20 protein-coding genes are annotated in these 16,754 nt (G+C 51.3%); 13 read left to right on the forward strand and 7 right to left on the reverse strand.

Going from position 1 to position 16,754, the window contains the following annotated elements; genetic code table 11:
* Positions 1 to 8: 8 nt before the first annotated feature.
* Positions 9 to 1,250 (reverse strand): MFS transporter, encoded by a 1,242-nt coding sequence (locus tag ACXIZX_RS10810; RefSeq protein WP_479404125.1) that lies wholly within the window; start codon positions 1,248 to 1,250, stop codon positions 9 to 11.
* Between the two features lie 214 nt (positions 1,251 to 1,464).
* On the opposite strand from ACXIZX_RS10810, the gene ACXIZX_RS10815 reads away from it, so the two are divergent.
* Positions 1,465 to 1,854, forward strand: a complete 390-nt coding sequence (locus ACXIZX_RS10815) for a cupin domain-containing protein (protein WP_479404126.1) — start codon at positions 1,465 to 1,467, stop codon at positions 1,852 to 1,854.
* Here ACXIZX_RS10815 and ACXIZX_RS10820 read toward each other — a convergent pair.
* Entirely contained in the window at positions 1,851 to 2,525 is a 675-nt protein-coding gene (locus ACXIZX_RS10820) for a GntR family transcriptional regulator (protein ID WP_008107597.1), read from the reverse strand. The genes ACXIZX_RS10815 and ACXIZX_RS10820 overlap by 4 nt on opposite strands.
* A gap of 115 nt (positions 2,526 to 2,640) precedes the next feature.
* On the opposite strand from ACXIZX_RS10820, the gene ACXIZX_RS10825 reads away from it, so the two are divergent.
* From ACXIZX_RS10825 to ACXIZX_RS10840, 4 genes are read left to right on the forward strand one after another with little or no spacing between them, the layout of a single operon-like run.
* Entirely contained in the window at positions 2,641 to 3,321 is a 681-nt protein-coding gene (locus tag ACXIZX_RS10825; RefSeq protein WP_479404127.1) for a DUF2848 domain-containing protein, read from the forward strand.
* A gap of 7 nt (positions 3,322 to 3,328) precedes the next feature.
* On the forward strand, positions 3,329 to 4,672 hold the full coding sequence (locus ACXIZX_RS10830) for an amidase (protein WP_479404128.1): 1,344 nt from the start codon (positions 3,329 to 3,331) through the stop codon (positions 4,670 to 4,672).
* 2 nt (positions 4,673 to 4,674) lie between these two features.
* Positions 4,675 to 5,310 carry a hypothetical protein gene (locus ACXIZX_RS10835; protein WP_479404129.1) on the forward strand — a complete coding sequence of 212 codons (636 nt, stop codon included), beginning with the start codon at positions 4,675 to 4,677 and terminating at the stop codon, positions 5,308 to 5,310.
* On the forward strand, positions 5,303 to 6,616 hold the full coding sequence (locus ACXIZX_RS10840) for an MFS transporter (protein WP_179450498.1): 1,314 nt from the start codon (positions 5,303 to 5,305) through the stop codon (positions 6,614 to 6,616). Before ACXIZX_RS10835 ends, ACXIZX_RS10840 begins: the two co-directional genes overlap by 8 nt.
* A gap of 77 nt (positions 6,617 to 6,693) precedes the next feature.
* Here the strand turns inward: ACXIZX_RS10840 and ACXIZX_RS10845 are convergent, their stop codons facing one another.
* Positions 6,694 to 6,897 carry a hypothetical protein gene (locus ACXIZX_RS10845; RefSeq protein ID WP_101764092.1) on the reverse strand — a complete coding sequence of 68 codons (204 nt, stop codon included), beginning with the start codon at positions 6,895 to 6,897 and terminating at the stop codon, positions 6,694 to 6,696.
* Positions 6,898 to 6,958: 61 nt separating this feature from the next.
* Positions 6,959 to 7,588, reverse strand: a complete 630-nt coding sequence (locus ACXIZX_RS10850) for a TetR/AcrR family transcriptional regulator (RefSeq protein ID WP_479404130.1) — start codon at positions 7,586 to 7,588, stop codon at positions 6,959 to 6,961.
* Positions 7,589 to 7,873: 285 nt separating this feature from the next.
* On the opposite strand from ACXIZX_RS10850, the gene ACXIZX_RS10855 reads away from it, so the two are divergent.
* The gene (locus ACXIZX_RS10855) at positions 7,874 to 8,083 is read left to right on the forward strand and encodes a CsbD family protein (RefSeq protein WP_008107582.1); all 210 of its coding nucleotides are present in this window, start codon (positions 7,874 to 7,876) and stop codon (positions 8,081 to 8,083) included.
* A 43-nt stretch (positions 8,084 to 8,126) separates the two neighbouring features.
* Here ACXIZX_RS10855 and ACXIZX_RS10860 read toward each other — a convergent pair whose 3' ends face one another.
* The gene (locus ACXIZX_RS10860) at positions 8,127 to 8,405 is read right to left on the reverse strand and encodes a hypothetical protein (protein ID WP_179450494.1); all 279 of its coding nucleotides are present in this window, start codon (positions 8,403 to 8,405) and stop codon (positions 8,127 to 8,129) included.
* A 78-nt stretch (positions 8,406 to 8,483) separates the two neighbouring features.
* A complete protein-coding gene (locus ACXIZX_RS10865; RefSeq protein ID WP_479404131.1) occupies positions 8,484 to 9,107 on the reverse strand; it encodes a response regulator in 624 nt (207 codons plus the stop codon).
* 217 nt (positions 9,108 to 9,324) lie between these two features.
* Here ACXIZX_RS10865 and ACXIZX_RS10870 point away from each other — a divergent pair, with 217 nt between their 5' ends.
* The 7 genes from ACXIZX_RS10870 to ACXIZX_RS10900 all read left to right on the forward strand — a co-directional run bounded on the left by ACXIZX_RS10870 (position 9,325) and on the right by ACXIZX_RS10900 (position 15,777).
* Positions 9,325 to 9,855: a fimbrial protein gene (locus tag ACXIZX_RS10870; RefSeq protein WP_479404132.1), complete on the forward strand. Its 531-nt coding sequence runs from the start codon at positions 9,325 to 9,327 to the stop codon at positions 9,853 to 9,855.
* Between the two features lie 291 nt (positions 9,856 to 10,146).
* Positions 10,147 to 12,666 carry an outer membrane usher protein gene (locus ACXIZX_RS10875; RefSeq protein ID WP_479404133.1) on the forward strand — a complete coding sequence of 840 codons (2,520 nt, stop codon included), beginning with the start codon at positions 10,147 to 10,149 and terminating at the stop codon, positions 12,664 to 12,666.
* 47 nt (positions 12,667 to 12,713) lie between these two features.
* The gene (locus ACXIZX_RS10880) at positions 12,714 to 13,457 is read left to right on the forward strand and encodes a fimbria/pilus periplasmic chaperone (protein WP_479404134.1); all 744 of its coding nucleotides are present in this window, start codon (positions 12,714 to 12,716) and stop codon (positions 13,455 to 13,457) included.
* Between the two features lie 26 nt (positions 13,458 to 13,483).
* Entirely contained in the window at positions 13,484 to 13,966 is a 483-nt protein-coding gene (locus ACXIZX_RS10885; RefSeq protein WP_479404135.1) for a fimbrial protein, read from the forward strand.
* A 62-nt stretch (positions 13,967 to 14,028) separates the two neighbouring features.
* Positions 14,029 to 14,460, forward strand: coding sequence for a fimbrial protein (locus ACXIZX_RS10890; RefSeq protein WP_179450483.1), 432 nt, complete (start codon positions 14,029 to 14,031; stop codon positions 14,458 to 14,460).
* Positions 14,460 to 14,990: a fimbrial protein gene (locus tag ACXIZX_RS10895; RefSeq protein ID WP_479404136.1), complete on the forward strand. Its 531-nt coding sequence runs from the start codon at positions 14,460 to 14,462 to the stop codon at positions 14,988 to 14,990. The genes ACXIZX_RS10890 and ACXIZX_RS10895 overlap by 1 nt, the downstream gene beginning before the upstream one ends.
* Before the next feature lie 10 nt (positions 14,991 to 15,000).
* Positions 15,001 to 15,777 carry an MrpH family fimbial adhesin gene (locus tag ACXIZX_RS10900; protein WP_179450479.1) on the forward strand — a complete coding sequence of 259 codons (777 nt, stop codon included), beginning with the start codon at positions 15,001 to 15,003 and terminating at the stop codon, positions 15,775 to 15,777.
* Between the two features lie 21 nt (positions 15,778 to 15,798).
* Here the strand turns inward: ACXIZX_RS10900 and ACXIZX_RS10905 are convergent, their stop codons facing one another.
* On the reverse strand, positions 15,799 to 16,650 hold the full coding sequence (locus ACXIZX_RS10905; protein WP_179450477.1) for an aldo/keto reductase: 852 nt from the start codon (positions 16,648 to 16,650) through the stop codon (positions 15,799 to 15,801).
* Positions 16,651 to 16,754: the final 104 nt, after the last annotated feature.

The raw sequence follows: 16,754 nt of genomic DNA on the forward strand, positions 1-16,754 counted from the left end.
ACCTCCAGTCAATCAAACTTTTCATCCCGGTATTTAAAGGTGAAGAGGAAAAGAACGGCGATCACCGCCGCCGCAATCGCGGGGATCCACCAGAATGTTGCCCAGTTTTGCGCCGTGCCCTGTCCGGCAATCAGGCGGTTGTAGAGTGCGCCGGAGATCTGCGAGCCCAGCAGCATGCCGATACCGTAGGTGAACATTACCACCATGCTTTGCGCCTGCCCTTTCACTTTTTCCCCTGCGATGCGGTCGGTGTAGATAAAGCCGACCACAAAGAAGAAGTCGTAACAGACACCGTGCAGCAGAATGCCCATGTAGATCAGTGCGCGGCTTTCATCGCTCATGCCCATGGCGAACAGCGCGTAACGCACAAACCACGCCACCATGCCGACCAGCAACATGTATTTGACGCCGAGGCGGCGGAACAGCAGCGGGATCACCAGCATGAAGAATATTTCCGACATCTGACCAAAAGACATCGCGGTACTGACGTTACTCACGCCCGCATCCGCCAGCCAGGACGCGGTGTAGGCGTAATAGGTGCCGAGCGGGATGGAGATCAAGGTGGCGCAGAGCGCAAACACAAAGAAGTGCCGTATTTTCAGTAGCGCGAAGGCATCCGCGCAGAACAGATCGCGCACTTTTAACGGCATGCCTTTCGCCGGTGCTGGCGTATGCGGCAGCGTCAGGCTGTAGATCGCTAACGCCACGGAACAAATCGCGGCCAGAGTGAAAATCCCGGTGCTGGAGGCGATGCCGGTGACACCGATAAAGATGCCCGCCACAATCCAGCCAATGGTGCCAAACACCCGCACTACCGGAAAACTTTTGTCACTGCTAGCGAGGCTGTGAAAGGCGATGTTATTGGAGAGCGCCAGCGTCGGCATAAAACAGAGCGTGTAGCCAAACAGCAATCCAATCAGCAGCGCACCGTTTTCGGCCACCAGCGCGGCCGGAACAAACCATAAGATCACCGCGCCCGCCAGGTTCATTACCGCCATGACTTTCTGCGATGGAAAAAAGCGGTCAACTAACATGCCCAATACAAACGGCGACAGAATCGAGGCGATCGGCCCCGCCGAAAAGGCGTCACCGATCAGCAATGACATGTTGTGTTGCGTCATCACCAGCCCGAGCGTAACGGACCAGCTTCCCCAAATGAAAAACTGCATGAACATCATTAACGACAAGCGGGGAATCAACAGACGCTGCTGTCTCACCGCGATTTCAGAACCTGTAGTTGTCGAAACCATGCTGACCTCACGCCAAAAAGAAATCGATTACATTCCACAGAGAAGTTAAAAGTAATCGATTACTTTAAGCAGTTCCTGGTGACCGATCACAATTCTTTTACAAGCGTCTCGGCCTTGATCGATCGACTTGTATTGGAAGTGAGCGCGCGCGCAGCCTTGCAGATTTGCACTATCCTGTGCGGGAGAGATTTTAATGACTATTCAGGGGAATAAGATGAAAGGTGACGATAACGAGCATGAAAACAGTGCAGAAACGCTGCTGCAAAGCGGGCAAGCATGGAACGGTCAGCACATCGAACACTATCCCGCCGGTCAGCCCGAGATCACCGTAATGAAGATGACCATTCCTGCGCATTCCGAGCTGCCGTGGCATACGCATCCGATGCCCAACACTGCGTATATTTTATCGGGATCGCTCACCATCGAGGACAAAGCAGGCGGCGAAACTAAAACCTTCAATGCAGGCGAAGCCTTTAATGAATCCATCGACATTGCCCATCGCGGCTTCACCACCGACCAGCCTGCCGAGCTGATCATTTTCTATGCCGGGGCTGAAGGTATGGATCTCTCCATTCCGCTACCGGGTGAAGAAGCGGAGTATTAATTATTCAGCAGCGCCTGCTTAAACGAATAGATATGCACCCGCGCCGCCTCTTCCGCCTGTTCGGCATTTCCCTGTTCCAGCGCGGCAATGATCGCTTCGTGTTCGGCGATCACTTCGTTCATGTGCGCAGCGCTGGAGAGCGTGGTGGCCCAGAAACGCTGTGCCTGCGCGTGGATGATGCTGAGAATATCGGCCAGACGACCATTGGCGGCGATATCCGCCAGCACCTGATGAAATTCGCGGTCCAGCAGCATCATCTGTTCGCGATCGCGTGAGGCGCTGGCATGGGCAATGCGCTGATTCATTTCCCGTAAATAGGCGATCTGCGCCGCATTGACCCGCTGCGAGGCCAGGCGCAAGCACAACGCCTCATTTACCAAACGCACTTCAATTAACTCCAGCGCATCATCAATCGACAGCGGCGACACCATCACGCCCTTGCGCGGGATGATCTGCAACAGCCCTTCCGTCTCCAGCCGATGCACTGCCTGATTCACCGGCGTTCTGCCCATCTCAAGGTCATCCATCACCTGCGCGATATTGAGATAGTCGCCCGGTTTGTAGCGCAGCGTGATCAGCCGGTGCTTGAACGCCAGATAGGCGCGCTCGTTAAGCGAAATGCTCTTCGGTGTCGTCGGCGAGCTCACATTTTCAGCCATCACATTACTCATCGCGCAAATCCTTATTAGGTAACTGAGACATATTACACAAAAACCTGGCATGAAAATGGCTAGATTGAAATCACAGTGAAATTTCACACGCATTTCTCAACTGGAGATCTATCCCATGCAATTACGGTTTACGACAGATTACGACGATGAGGCACTGCTGGATGTTGAGGTTAATCAACTTGTTATCGCGGGCTGGGTTGGACGCGATCAGGAAGCGGTGCTGCACCATATCAGGGAACTCGAAGCGCTCGGCGTGCCCGCTCCTGGTGCAGTGCCGCTGTTTTACCGCGTCGCGACCAATCAATTAAGTCAGCAAACGCAGCTGGAAGTGGTCGGCGAACAGACATCCGGTGAAGCCGAACCCTTTGTGTTTTTCCATCGCGGCGAATATTGGGTTTCGCTGATTTCCGATCATACCGATCGTCATCTGGAAACCTTCAGCGTGGCGCTATCGAAGCAGGCGTGCATCAAACCGGTTGCCGGACACGCGTGGCGCATGTCCGAAGTCAAAGCGCACTGGGATCAACTGGAGCTGCATGCCTGGATCAACGTCAACGGCGACTGGGTAACTTATCAGCAAGGCGCCCTCTCCTCGCTGCTGACGCCACTCGATCTGTTGAGCCGCTATTTTGCCGCAGGTCAGGTTGAGGAGGGTTTCGCCATGTCGTGCGGCACGCTGAGCGCCATCGGCGGGATTCGTCCTTCCAGTAAATTCCGCATGGCGCTGCACGATCCGGTGCTGAACCGCACGCTGGAACACACCTACATCACTGGCTCGCTGCCGGTTATTGCCTGAGGTTCCTATGACAACGTTATGGCAAGCGAGCCAACAGTTGCTCGCAGGGCAAACCAGCCCTGAAACCCTGACCCAGGATGCGCTGCGTGCAATTGCGGCGGAAGCCGGGGAAGGCAAGCGCGTCTTCACCAAAGTGTATGCCGAGGATGCGCAGCAGCAGGCGGCACAAGCCGGCGCGCGCTGGCAGCAGCAACAGCCGCGCAGCGCGATTGATGGTCTGCCTATCAGCATCAAAGATCTGTTCGATGTCGCCGGAGAAGTGACCACTGCCGGTTCCCGCTTGCTGAGTAACGCCAGCCCAGCCACGGTGAATGCCAGCATGGTGGATCGATTGCAGCAGGCCGGTGCCGCCATCGTTGGCAAAACCAATATGAGCGAGTTCGCCTTCACTGGCCTCGGCGTCAATCCGCATTACGGCACGCCCGCCAATCCTTGGCAGCGCGCGCAGCAGCGCATTCCTGGCGGTTCCTCTTCCGGTGCGGCGGTGGCGGTGAGCGATGGCATGTGCCTGGCGGCCGTTGGCACTGATACCGGCGGTTCGGTGCGCATTCCAGCGGCGCTGTGCGGATTAACCGGTTTTAAACCCAGCGCCAGCCGCATCGATCAACGCGGAACGCTGCCGCTGGCGGCGTCGCTCGATAGCATCGGCGTGATCGCTCACGACGTGCGCAGCTGCTGGTTACTCGATAGCGTGATTGCCGATCGGCCGCTGGAGCTCGATGAGCGGCATCTGTCGGACGCACACTTCGTCATCCCGCAGACGCGGGTGCTGGCTGGCCTTGACGAACACGTCAACGCCGCCTGGCTGCATGCGCTTGATGTGCTGCGCGCACAGGGCGTGAAAATCACCGAGCTGCCGCTGCAAGAGCTGGCAGAACTCGACACCATCAACGCGCGCGGCGGCATTACCGCGTGGGAGGCCTGGCAATGGCATCAGCATTACGCCCAATCTCAGCCGGAAGCTTACGATCCGCAGGTTCTGACGCGCATTCAACGCGGCAGTTTGCTGAATGAAGAGGATGCCGCCGAACTTTACCAGCTGCGCGCCGACTGGAAACAGCGCGTCGAGCAGGCCGTTGCGCCCTTCGACGGCATATTGATGCCGACGGTGCCGCTGATCGCGCCGACGCTGGCCGAACTCGAGGATCCCGCGCGCTACATGCAGGTCAATCTGCTGATGCTGCGCAACACCAGCGTGATCAACATGCTGGATGGCTGTTCAATTTCTCTGCCTTGTCATCAGCCCGGCGACGCGCCGGTTGGCCTGATGCTCTCTTCCACCCATGGCAACGATGCTGCGTTACTCAGCTGGGCTGCCGCGATTGAAACCACCCTGAAACGGAGTAGCTAATCATGACTCAACCCCACGGCATGCTGTTTGTCGCCACCAACATCGATGCTGCAGATGAAGCGGATTTCAACCAATGGTACGACCACGAACACGTTGAAGAGCGCGTGGCAATCAGCGGCTTTCTCAGCGGCACGCGTTATCAGGCGGTGGATGCGGAACGCAAATACCTCGGCCTGTACGAAACCGCATCGCTGGAAGCCTTTACCAGCGCGGATTATCACGCCGCCTTCACGCGCCAGACCGAATGGTCGGTGAAGAATCTCAACAAGATGGTCAATCCGATGCGCCGCGTGTGCGCCATCTCCCATCAGCATGGACAAGGCACCGGCAGCCATCTGGCGGTGCTGACGTTGAAAGCCGGTACAGATGTTGCATCTCTGGGCAACTGGCAAAACAGCGTGCAGCAAACGCCGGGCTATATCGCCTCACGTTTGCTGTCGCCTGACACCACGCTGAGCTCGCCGCTGCCACGGGAAACCAGCGCGACGCGACCGATGCATCCGATGCTGCTGCTGATCTGCCGAGACGCGCAAGTGTGTAAAACCCTCTCCGCCGACGCCGCGCAGGCGCTCAACGCGGATGTACAGCTTTACTCCCTCAGTTGGCAGTTAACCAAACAGGAGATGGCTCATGGCTAATACCGACTCAACGTTGCCGCACGCTTCAGGCGCGCGCGCCAGCCACAGCAAAACCGGTCGCCTTGCGGCGGCCAGCTCCATTGGAACCGCGCTGGAGTGGTATGACTTCACGGTCTACAACATCATGGCGGCGCTGGTGTTTAACCACGTGTTTTTCCCCAGCTTCGATCCGCTGGTCGGCACTATTCTGGCGTTTTCCACCTATGCGGTCGGCTACATCTCCCGTCCGGTGGGCGGCTTTATCTTTGGTCATCTCGGTGATGTCGCCGGGCGTAAAGCGGTATTGATCACCACATTAGTGATTATGGGCGTCACCACCGCGCTGATGGGCCTGCTGCCCGGCTATGCGGTGTGGGGCATCTGGAGTCCGGTGCTGCTGGTGGCTTTACGCTTCATTCAGGGCATTGCATTAGGCGGCGAATGGGCCGGTGCGGTGTTGCTGTCGATGGAGCATGGCGATGCCAACAAACGTGGCCGTAACGCCTCGTTTGCGCAGGTGGGTCCATCGTGCGGTACCTTGATTGGCACCGGATTTATCACGCTGGTGACGGTGGCGTTGAGCGGCGAGCAGTTTCAAGAGTGGGGATGGCGCATTCCGTTCCTGCTCAGTCTGCTGCTGGTGATGTTTGGCTTATGGTTGCGGCGCGGCGTGGAAGAGACACCGACCTTTGTCGCGATGCAGCAAGCGGAGAAAACCACGCATACGCCGCTCAAAGAGGTGTTTGTGCGCTATCCACGCGAGCTGCTGATCGCGGGCGGTTCACGCATCGGTTCCGACGTGCTTTATGCGCTGGTGGTGGTGTTTACCCTGACTTACGTCACCACGGTGCTGCAACTGCCGCGTCCGCTGGCGTTAATGGCTACCATGCTCGGTGCGATCGGCAATGCCATCACGGTACCGATGTTTGGCGCGCTCTCCGACAAGCTCGGCCGTCGTCCGGTTTACATTGCCGGTGCGCTGCTGGCGATCGTCTGGTCGTTTGTATTCTTTGTACTGCTGGATAGCTCGCAGCCGGTGCTGATCGTACTGGCGGTGATTGGCGGCTTGCTGATTCATGCGGTGATGTACGGACCGCAGGCGGCATTTGTCACCGAGCAGTTCCCCAGCCACGTACGCTACGCCGGATCGTCACTGGCTTACACGCTGGCGGGCATCATCGGCGGCGGCTTTGCGCCCTTGATCATTACGACCTTGTATAAAGAGATGGGCAGCACGATGTGGGTATCGCTGTATGTCAGCCTGGCGTTGATGATCACGCTGTTTGCGCTGTGGAAGGCGAAAGAGACCGCGCATCGCCCGCTTTAATCATTAAATGGCTGTTTGGCGAGGGATTGCCAGACTTCAGCATAGGAGAACAACAAGGCGCGGCACGCGCGACCCTATTAATGCAGTTTTTTCGCCAGGATACGAATGGCTTTCTCGCAGGCGACTTTGGTTTTGCTATCGGTAGAACGCAAACTCAGGCGATACAACGCGCCAATAAGTTCCTGAACGGTAAGCGCTTCATCGGGACGAAGGATACGTGTTACCACCCTTCCCACCAATGCGCGAATCTCTTCCGTAATATCTGAATCTTCGTCTTTCACTTGCCCTCCGGCTTTACGCTTCGCTTATTTAGGAAGTATCCGCCTCCTAATTAGACAAATTTTAGTCCAGCAGCTTCATTACTAACTTGATGGTCTCAGGTTCATCTTTTACATCCGTGATCTTGCCCACAACGCGCATGCCAAAGGCGATACAGAGGATCAATCCTGCGGCGGTATCGACATCCAGATTGGGCGTGACCGATCCATCTTCCTGGCCCTGTTTGAGTAACGAGGCGAGGAAGTTTTTATTGCGTATGACCGCTTCACTGACCAGTTGCGAGAGATCGTCATCCAGCACCTGTAGCTCCACCGCGCTGCCCACCACTAAACAGCCGGTGCGACCTTCCACCGCCCGCGCGGAATCCAGGTAAAACTGCAGCAGCTCGCTAAGCTTCTCGCGGCCAGTGGTGAACTGCGCCAGACGCTGACGCAGATCGGCATTACGCACCGAAAGGTAGCGTTCAAACACCAGCAGGAACAGGCTGCGCTTATCTTTGAAAGCCTTGTAGATGCTGCCCGCCGTCAGCCCCATCGCCTCGCCCAAATCATTCAGTGAAGCGGCATGAAAACCCTTTTGACGAAAAACGATCATGGCTTTGTCCAGAGCCTGTTCGATATCGAACTCTCTTGGGCGGCCACGCTCTCTGCTTTTCGTGTCGGTGGTTAGCGTTTTGCTCATAGCGGATGGCATTGGGTAATGCGGGTTTCCAAAAGTTGACGGAAATGTCTTATCGGCGGTTACTATATCGCAACAAACCATTGCCTGTATAGCCAGGTAAACATAACGCCTTATAGAGCAATGAGTTAGCTTGTAAAATCTGACTTTATCACCGCTTCACCTCACGCAATTTCAAATCTTCGAGATAGCTCACAGCCCTGCCAGGCAAAGCGTAAATCCTGTGCCAGGATTAATTCACCCGCTGGCATCAGGCCAGCAAAGGGGAGCACTCAGTAACCACTAACCAGGGAGTTCGACATGAACGAAGATCGTATTAGCGGCAACTGGAAGCAGTTCAAAGGGAAAGTGAAGGAAAAATGGGGCGACCTGACTGATGATGATATGACCGTGGTCGAAGGAAAACGCGATCAGCTGGTCGGTAAAATTCAGGAACGTTACGGTTATGAAAAAGACCGTGCTGAGAAAGAAGTCAAAGAGTGGGAAGATTCGAATAAGTTCCACTGGTAAATCCTGACGTTATGCCGGACAACCCGTGTCCGGCATGCAACGCTCAGTGCTTAGTGGAGTCATCCGCCGCGACGTTCTTAGCCATAAAGCTCATCACGTTCTCTTCAGATCTATTAGCGTTGTTGGCTGTGCTGCTGCTCTTCACCAAATCTAAAGCCAGTCTGGCGACTCGCACATCTTCCGCCGTGTCACCGGCATGAATCATCTTCTCTAATTGCGCGAGCAGCGTGGTGCGCGAGACCGGTGCATCCTGATTAAATAATTCAAGCACGGCATCACCAATCGCAATGTCGCATAGCTGTTTATCATTACTGTTTTTCATGGGCTCTCTGTAATCGTCTCAACCAACCCTGGCCGGAAGATCCTGACGCTGCAAAGCATACCCATTCATACCCTAAAATTAAAGGCTATTTCTCTGCCCAAATTCATATAACTGTTTAACCGTTTTGAATTTCAACTTGTCCATTAAACGGCATTTATAAGTGGCTACGGTTTTGGTGCTCAGGTTCATCTTCAAAGCAACTTCGGTATTTTGCAAACCATCCACCAGCAACTGGAAAACCCTAAACTCCTGGGTGGATAACATCGCAATTTTTTGTTGATCCGACAATTCACTGCCCTCTCCCACCTGATGTTTGATCAGCGGGAAATAACTATAGCCGTTAATACCTGCGTTAATCGCACTAATGACTTCCTGCAAGTTTTTATCTTTGCTAACAAAACCATTCGCCCCTGCAGACGCACTGAGTGGAGCATAATAGTCAGGATTTTTTGCAGATAAAACCACAATGACACCACTAAAATCCCTGCGTCGAAGATGTTTCACCACCTCAATGCCATCGATGCGCGCAATATCAATGTCGATAACCAACACGTCGGGATTATGTAATTCAACCAGCTTTTGACCTTCAAGGCCATCATCCGATTCTGCGACAATGAGGAATTGATCTTTTTCTAATAATGTCCTGACGGCTAAACGGATTAAAGGATGATCGTCAATAATAATTGAGCGTATAAGTACCATACGTAATCTCTCTAAATAATTCAAACTACGGTTTAATAATCCTGCACGTCATTTACTGCCCGGCAATGTAGGTTTCACCCTACAGATCCTGACAATCCATTCTGATTGAGTAGGAATTTCCCTACTTGTACACTCATTCCAACTCGTAACAAGCTGGTTTTCAGTAAGATTTTTTTAATAAAAAAATCATCAAAAACAAAACATTAAAGGACTAAACATGAAACTTAACGCACTTGCCATTGCCACCTTAATTGCATTGGGAACAACCTCAGCTTCCCACGCTGCTGACCAGGGCAGCGGTACCATCACTTTCACCGGCTCCATCATTGAGGCGCCATGTTCTGTTTCTCATGAAAATAGCGACCAAACAGTCGATCTGGGTCAGGTCTCTAACGTGTCTCTGGCGAACGGCGGCAAGTCTCAACCTCGTCAGTTCAATATCATGCTGGAAAACTGTGCCCTAACCACCAAGAAAACCGTTACCACGACCTTCACCGGTCCAGCGGGCAACTCAGACCGTGTAGGAATTGCCGGCACCGCTAAAGGCGCGAGCATTGCTATTGTTGATGGCACCTACAATTTAATTAAGCTGGGCACGCCTTCAGTTGCTCAGGCACTGCAGGATGGCAACAATAATCTCAGTTTCGCTGCTTACCTGCAGGGAGATAAAGATGAAGACGATAACGATCTTCCCATTGTTCCAGGTGAATTCCAGGCAGTGGTTAATTTCGGCCTCAACTACCTGTAATCCTCAATCGAGCATGCGGTTACCGCATGCTCTTTGTAACGCCTCTTTGCGCGACAACGCTAAACTCTGTTAATCCGGCCAATATAAGCGACAGTAATTGGCAGGAATTAATACCTGTTCGCCCCGCTTCTTTCGGCTAACGGCCTGAACACACCTCGACCCTCAACCTGTAAGAAAAATCCTGGGGAAAATTTAATTTCCTCCTCAGCGTGTCGCTCTCTCTCATCGTTATATTTTCATACTCGGTTCGGAATGCGTCTGCACACCTCAGGGAAATCAAAGGTTAAGATTATGAAGGTGGTTTGTTACAAGATTTCCCCGAGATTCCGGCCAACGCAGCTGAGTTTATTAATAGCGAGTTTTTTCCTGGGGTTTTCCAGTTATAGCTTGTCTGACAATATTGAATTCAATACTGATATTTTGGATATCAATGACCGGAAAAACATTGACCTTTCCCGATTCTCAAACAGCGGATTTATTCTCGCTGGGGAGTATGAAATGTCAGTGTTTATCAACAAACAAGCACTGCCAGAGCAAACCGTCATTATTCAGACTCAAGAAGAGACGAATAAAAGCACGGTATGCATCACGCCAGACCTTATTAAACAATTTGGCCTGAGAAAGAGTGTGATTGAAAAAATCGTTTGGCAGCAACAGGGGAAATGCATTGACACTGCCAGCATGACAGGATTAGAGGTGCGCCCTGATCTGGCCACCTCGGCGCTGTATATCAGCATTCCCCAGGCTTATTTACAATATGTCGATGAAAACTGGGATGCTCCGGCGATGTGGGATAATGGTATTCCCGGCGCATTGTTTGATTACAACTTCAATGGGCAAACACAGAGTCAAAAAAACGGGCAGCGTCTGATGCTTAACGGTAATGGCACCGTTGGCGCAAACCTTAACGCATGGCGTTTTCGCGCCGACTGGCAATCTCAACCTGGAAGATCGCAAAATAATCAAAGCAAAACCTTGGCACAGCGGTTTGACTGGAGCCGCTATTATGCGTACCGCGCCATTCCAGGCTGGGAAGCAAAAGTCTCTGTCGGAGAAGATTATCTAGGTTCAGAGCTCTTCGACAGCTTCAGCTACGCGGGGGTTAGCGTAGCCTCAGATGATAGCCAATTACCGCCTAACCTGCGCGGTTATGCCCCTGAAGTTACCGGCATTGCACGTACCAATGCGCTGGTGATTATCAGCCAACAAGGTCGTGTGCTTAAAGAAGTTCAGGTCGCTGCTGGCCCATTCCGCATTCAGGATATTGATAATGCCGTCTCCGGCAAACTGGATGTCCGTGTTGAAGAGCAGGATGGCACGGCGCAAACCTTTACCATAGAAACGTCTAGCATTCCCTATCTGACGCGACCTGGACGCATGCGTTACAAATTCGCAGCGGGAAAATCTTCTCAATCTCGCCATCAGTTTAAAGGGCCTGCATTTGCCAGTGGCGAATTATCCTGGGGCGTGAGTAACGGTTGGTCGCTATTTGGTGGTGGTGTGGCGGCAGGAAATTACAATGCTTTGGTGCTGGGTATTGGTCGTGATTTGTACTGGTTGGGTGCTTTATCATTTGATATCACACAATCACGCGCCGCCTTACCTGATATTGCGGAAAAGCTGACTGGACGATCCTATCGACTCAGCTATTCAAAAAACTTTGAGCAGTACGACAGCCAGATTACTTTTGCCGGTTATCGTTTCTCCGAGCGTAATTTCCTCAGCATGAATGAATATCTGGAAACGCGCAAAACGGGCAACCGTCAGCAAAATAGCAAAGAACTTTATTCGGTCACCGTTAATAAGCAGTTCCGTGATTTACGTTTGAGCACCTATTTCAACTATAACCACCAAACGTATTGGAGCTTGCCGGATAACGATCGTTATAGCGCTAACCTGTCGCAATATTTTGATATTGGCAATTTACGCAATCTGAGTTTATCGCTGTCCGCCTATCGCACTATTAATAACGGCAGCAAAGATGATGGCGTATTTGTCTCGCTGTCGATCCCATTTGGTAACAACGCCACGCTGAGTTATAGCGCCGCTCAAGGCCGCGATGGGACAAATCAGCGCGTTAATTATTATGGGCGTCTGGACCAACGCAACAGTTATCAAGTGGGAACGGGGATCAACAGCCATGGCAGCACGTCGAACGGCAGTATAACGCATGACGGCGAGCTGGCGCATTTGAACGCTAACGTCAGTTCGCAAACCGGAAAATCTACCACGTTTGGCTTCAATGTGCGCGGTGGTGCAACGGCAACGACTAAAGGCGCCGCGTTGCATCGTTCCAGCAACATGGGCGGCACACGTTTAATGATTGATACCGACAATGTGGCCAATATTCCTGTTAGCAGTGGCGGACTAGCGGTGCGCAGTAATCGCTTTGGCAAACTGGTATCGACTGACGTCAACAGTTATTACCGCAATAGCGCCAGCCTCGATCTCAATAATCTACCGGACAATGTCGAAGCTGAACGTTCGGTAGTGCAAGCCACGCTGACTGAAGGTGCCATTGGCTACCGTAAATTTGCCGTCATCGCCGGAGAGAAAGCGATGGCGATCATCCGGCTGGCCGACGGTTCCTATCCACCGTTTGGCGCCACGGTGCACAATCGTAAAAAACAGGAAGTGGGCATTGTGAGTGACAGCGGCAATGTCTATCTCACGGGCATTACCGTAGGTGAAAGTATGACAGTGAAATGGGCAGAGAAAGTGCAATGTAGCATTGCGTTGCCAGAATCACTTAACCCACAAGACTTTACTGCAAATCTATTTCTTCCTTGCCGAAGAGACGGTGAGATTTAATTAAAACTGCAGCCTTTAACTGGCTATTGTAATAACGGGATATAACCATGTTTTTTCAATTTAAAAATGCATTGATGTCTACACTTTTGGTCAGTGTTATTGGCTTTCAACCCGCCTACGCAGCGATTTCGCTGGATCGCACGCGCGTTGTATTTGATAGCACGCAGAAATCCGTCAGCTTACGTATTAGCAACGAAAATAAAAAAATGCCTTACCTGGCGCAAGGCTGGCTGGAAGATGCTGAAGGAAATAAGATCACCGGTCCTTTAGTGGTACTGCCCCCGGTACAACGTGTTGAACCTGGCGCCAGCAGCCAACTGAAAATCCAGGCCTTACCGGCAGTCGCATCATTGCCCCAGGACAGAGAAAGTTTGTTCTTTTTTAATTTACGTGAAATTCCACCGAAATCATCGAAGCCCAATACGCTACAAATCGCCTTGCAAACGCGCATTAAACTTTTTTATCGCCCAGCCGCTATTATCACAGATAAAAGTGCCGCGCCATGGCAAGAACAGCTCAAGCTTAGCCGTGAAGGTGATAAATATCGCATTCACAACCCAACCAATTACTACATTACCTTGGTTGAAGGACGGAAAAGTGCAAAAAGCAAAACGATTGAAAGTTTTAAACCCCTTATGCTAGCACCTCAAAGTCATCAATTGCTGACGTCATCGGTAACGGAATTGGGTTCATCACCGGTAATAAACTACGTCAATGATTACGGTGCCCGCCCCAAACTCCAGTTCAGTTGCAAAGTTAATCTCTGTATTGCCACACCACTAGATAATTAAGTCTGATTTCGTTAAGGCAAAAGAAAATGAGTTGGCTAACGGCAGTAAAGAAAGTTGTTATTTTATCGGCGTGTCTTTTGCCGCTGACTGCTTTGGCGTCCAATATTCACGTTAATGTCGAGGTGTTAGGGCCTTCGTGCACTATCAATAACGGTGAAACGATTGAGGTGGACTTTGGTGATGAAGTCTTATCCACCAAACTTGACGGAAATCATTACCTGGAGATGTTTTTTGTTAACTTCCAATGCAATGCCTCCACACCAAACACCATCTTTCTTAAAATTGAAGGCGAGCAATGGGACAACAGCATTAAAGTACTTAAAACCAGCAAAGAGAATTTGAGCATTGAATTTTTTAGAGCCGGTAAATGGTTTCCACTTAATGAGCGGCTGGAAGTGGACCCTCTGAGATCTTACGCATTCGAAGCTGCACCTTACAAAATTGGCAATGTTAAAGTACAAGCGGGTCCGTTTAGCGCAGCAGCAACGCTGGCGGTATATTACGAATGAATAACACCCGATTTAATATTCTCACTCTGATGATCATTGGTGGGCTTTTGTGGTGTAGTAACATGGCCAGAGCCGCACCGAATCTATTACTCAAAGGTACAATCATTGAGCCGCCGCCTTGTAAAATAAATGACGATCAACCCATTGATATCAGTTTTGGCGAGGATTTGGGTGTAAGTAAAATCAATGGGGATAATTATCGTCAGAAAATTAATTACGTCATTAAATGTGCAACTAATGATTCTTCATTTAAATTGATGCTCACTGTGAGCGGCAATATCATGAGCAAAGATAATACGGCGATTCGAACGAGTAAATCAGGATTGGGTATTCGCATATTGCAAAACAATCAGCGCGTTCGTATTGGTTCAACATGGATTATTGATATGACTAGTCCTCCCGTATTGGAAGCGGTACCGGTAGCCGATCCAGCGATTAAATTGTCCGAGGGCAGCTTCCTCGCAACCGCCTCACTCGTTGCGGAGTACCAATAATGGGTTTATGGATTCTCTGGCGAAATATAGTGGTGATACTTCTGTCGCTGGTTTCCCCGTTATCGCTCGCTACCGATATCCATTTTAGTGGTGCACTGATTGCCGAGCCTTGTGTCATCGAAGCCGGAGATAACGCTCTAGAGCTTAATTTCGGCAACGTTATCGACCGAGAACTGTATGTCAATGATCGATCTCAAACGATGCCTTTCACACTGAACCTGATCGGTTGCTCCATCGATACAGCTAAAACTGTCGCCATTACATTTAGCGGCCAGGAGAGTAATGAATTGGCCGGATTTCTGGCGACACAGGCCGGTAGTAAAAATGCGGGTATCGCTATTGGCATGGAAACATTGTCCGGGGAAGCCGTGTTACTGAACAAGGTCGCCCCGCCTGTTACGTTGCAAGCCGGACGAACCTTGATTGTATTACGTGCGTATATTCAGGGCGAACCCAATGCTATTCGCGATCGCACCATTATTCATGGTGCTTTTAGTGCCATCGCGACTTTTAATTTGAATTACCAATGAGGAATTCCGGGTGAATATACGCAGTTTATTACTCCCTTTTCTTGTATTCTGGCTATCGGCAGCCATTGCAGGGCCATTCCCGGTACCATTATCAATCACCAGAACCGATGATCGACCCGCTCGCTTACGAGTGATCTGGACAACTATTGATATCCCATTTGCTGATACCCAGGCACCGGAAAATTATTGGTTTGGCAGTTCCTGGTCAACAGGTTCTAAATTTGAAGTCGTACAAAGTGAGACCTGCGTCAATGATATATGTGGTTCAAAAGTTATACCGGGTGAAACCATCAGTGCTACCGCCATGCGAGCGTTTAAGAAAGGACCATCTACGACCTACTATTCTGCGGCTGGCGGAGCAAATGGTCGTTGCGTGGCATTTGGTGGTATTCCACAGGGCAATACATCTTATGCAACCGCCATATTACCAACAGGTTGTTTAAAAACACAACCGCCCAATGTTTATTGTTATATCGTTACGCCAGAAATAAACTTAAATCACGGATCCATTTCAATTAAAGACGCAGCTACGTCGACAGCCAGCGCATCAGTCAGCATCAATTGCTCACAAAAAAACAATATAAAATTAAGTCTGGAGAGCAAGCTTACTTATGTCCCACTTAATAATGATGCTAAAGCCAATATTCTTATAAATAATAAACAGCCGGGCGATAAACATTCTCTGGAAACGGGCCTATCTTCCCTGACCATTACCAGCCAGCTGGAAGGCATTACCCAAGGCGGCACCTATTCAGGTACCGCCGTGTTAATTATTGAGCCGGTCTAAAGAGATTGATATCAGAACTGTTTAGACATCCAGTTTTCTGCCGGTCAGCCACTCGACCATTGCGGGATCGCGGTGCGAGAAGAAGGCGCTGGTCGCGCTATCCAGCGCGGTAATTTGCTGCATTTCTGCCTCGCTGAGTTCAAAGTCCAGCACGTTGATATTTTCTGCCATGCGCGCTTTGCGCACCGATTTCGCCAGCGACACGATGCCGCGCTGGAAGATCCAGCGCAGAACCACCTGGCCAACGCTCTTGCCATATTTTTCGCCAATCTTCGTCAGCAGCGGATGCTGGAATAAACCGTTTCTGCCTTCAGCAAATGGTGCCCAGGCCTCGGGCTGAATATTGCGGCTCTTCATCCATGGCACGGCGTGTAGCTGTTGATTGAACGGATTGACTTCAACCTGATTGACTGCCGGAATCACCTTGTTGAACGCGAGGAGGTCCGCCAGACGATCCGGCTGGAAATTGCTGACGCCAATCGCTTTGATCTTGCCCGTCTGCTGCAACTCTTCCATCGCCCGCCAGGCACCGTGCACATCGCCGTACGGCTGGTGAATCAGATAGAGATCGACGTAATCCATCTGCAAGCGATTAAGTGAGCGCTCAAACTGCGCCTTGGCACCTTCATAACTCGTGTCCTGTAGCCACAGTTTGGTAGTGACGAACAGTTCATCGCGCGCGATGCCGCTCTGCTTGAGGGCATTGCCGACCTGAGTTTCGTTTTGATAAGACGCGGCGGTATCAATCAGGCGATAACCGGTTTCAATGGCGTCGATTACCGCGCGCTCGCACTCAGTGGCATCGGTCATCTGAAACACACCAAAGCCCAGCAGAGGCATATCGAGGCCGTTATTGAGTTTTACAGTTTGCATGGCGTTATCCTTTTGAGCGTTTCCAAAAGCATAACGCCACCGCATTGATTTGATTAGACCTAGTAATCAGCTAGGGTTTATTAGTTGTATTCATCAATCCATAA

Source organism: Candidatus Pantoea symbiotica (genome assembly GCF_056491525.1).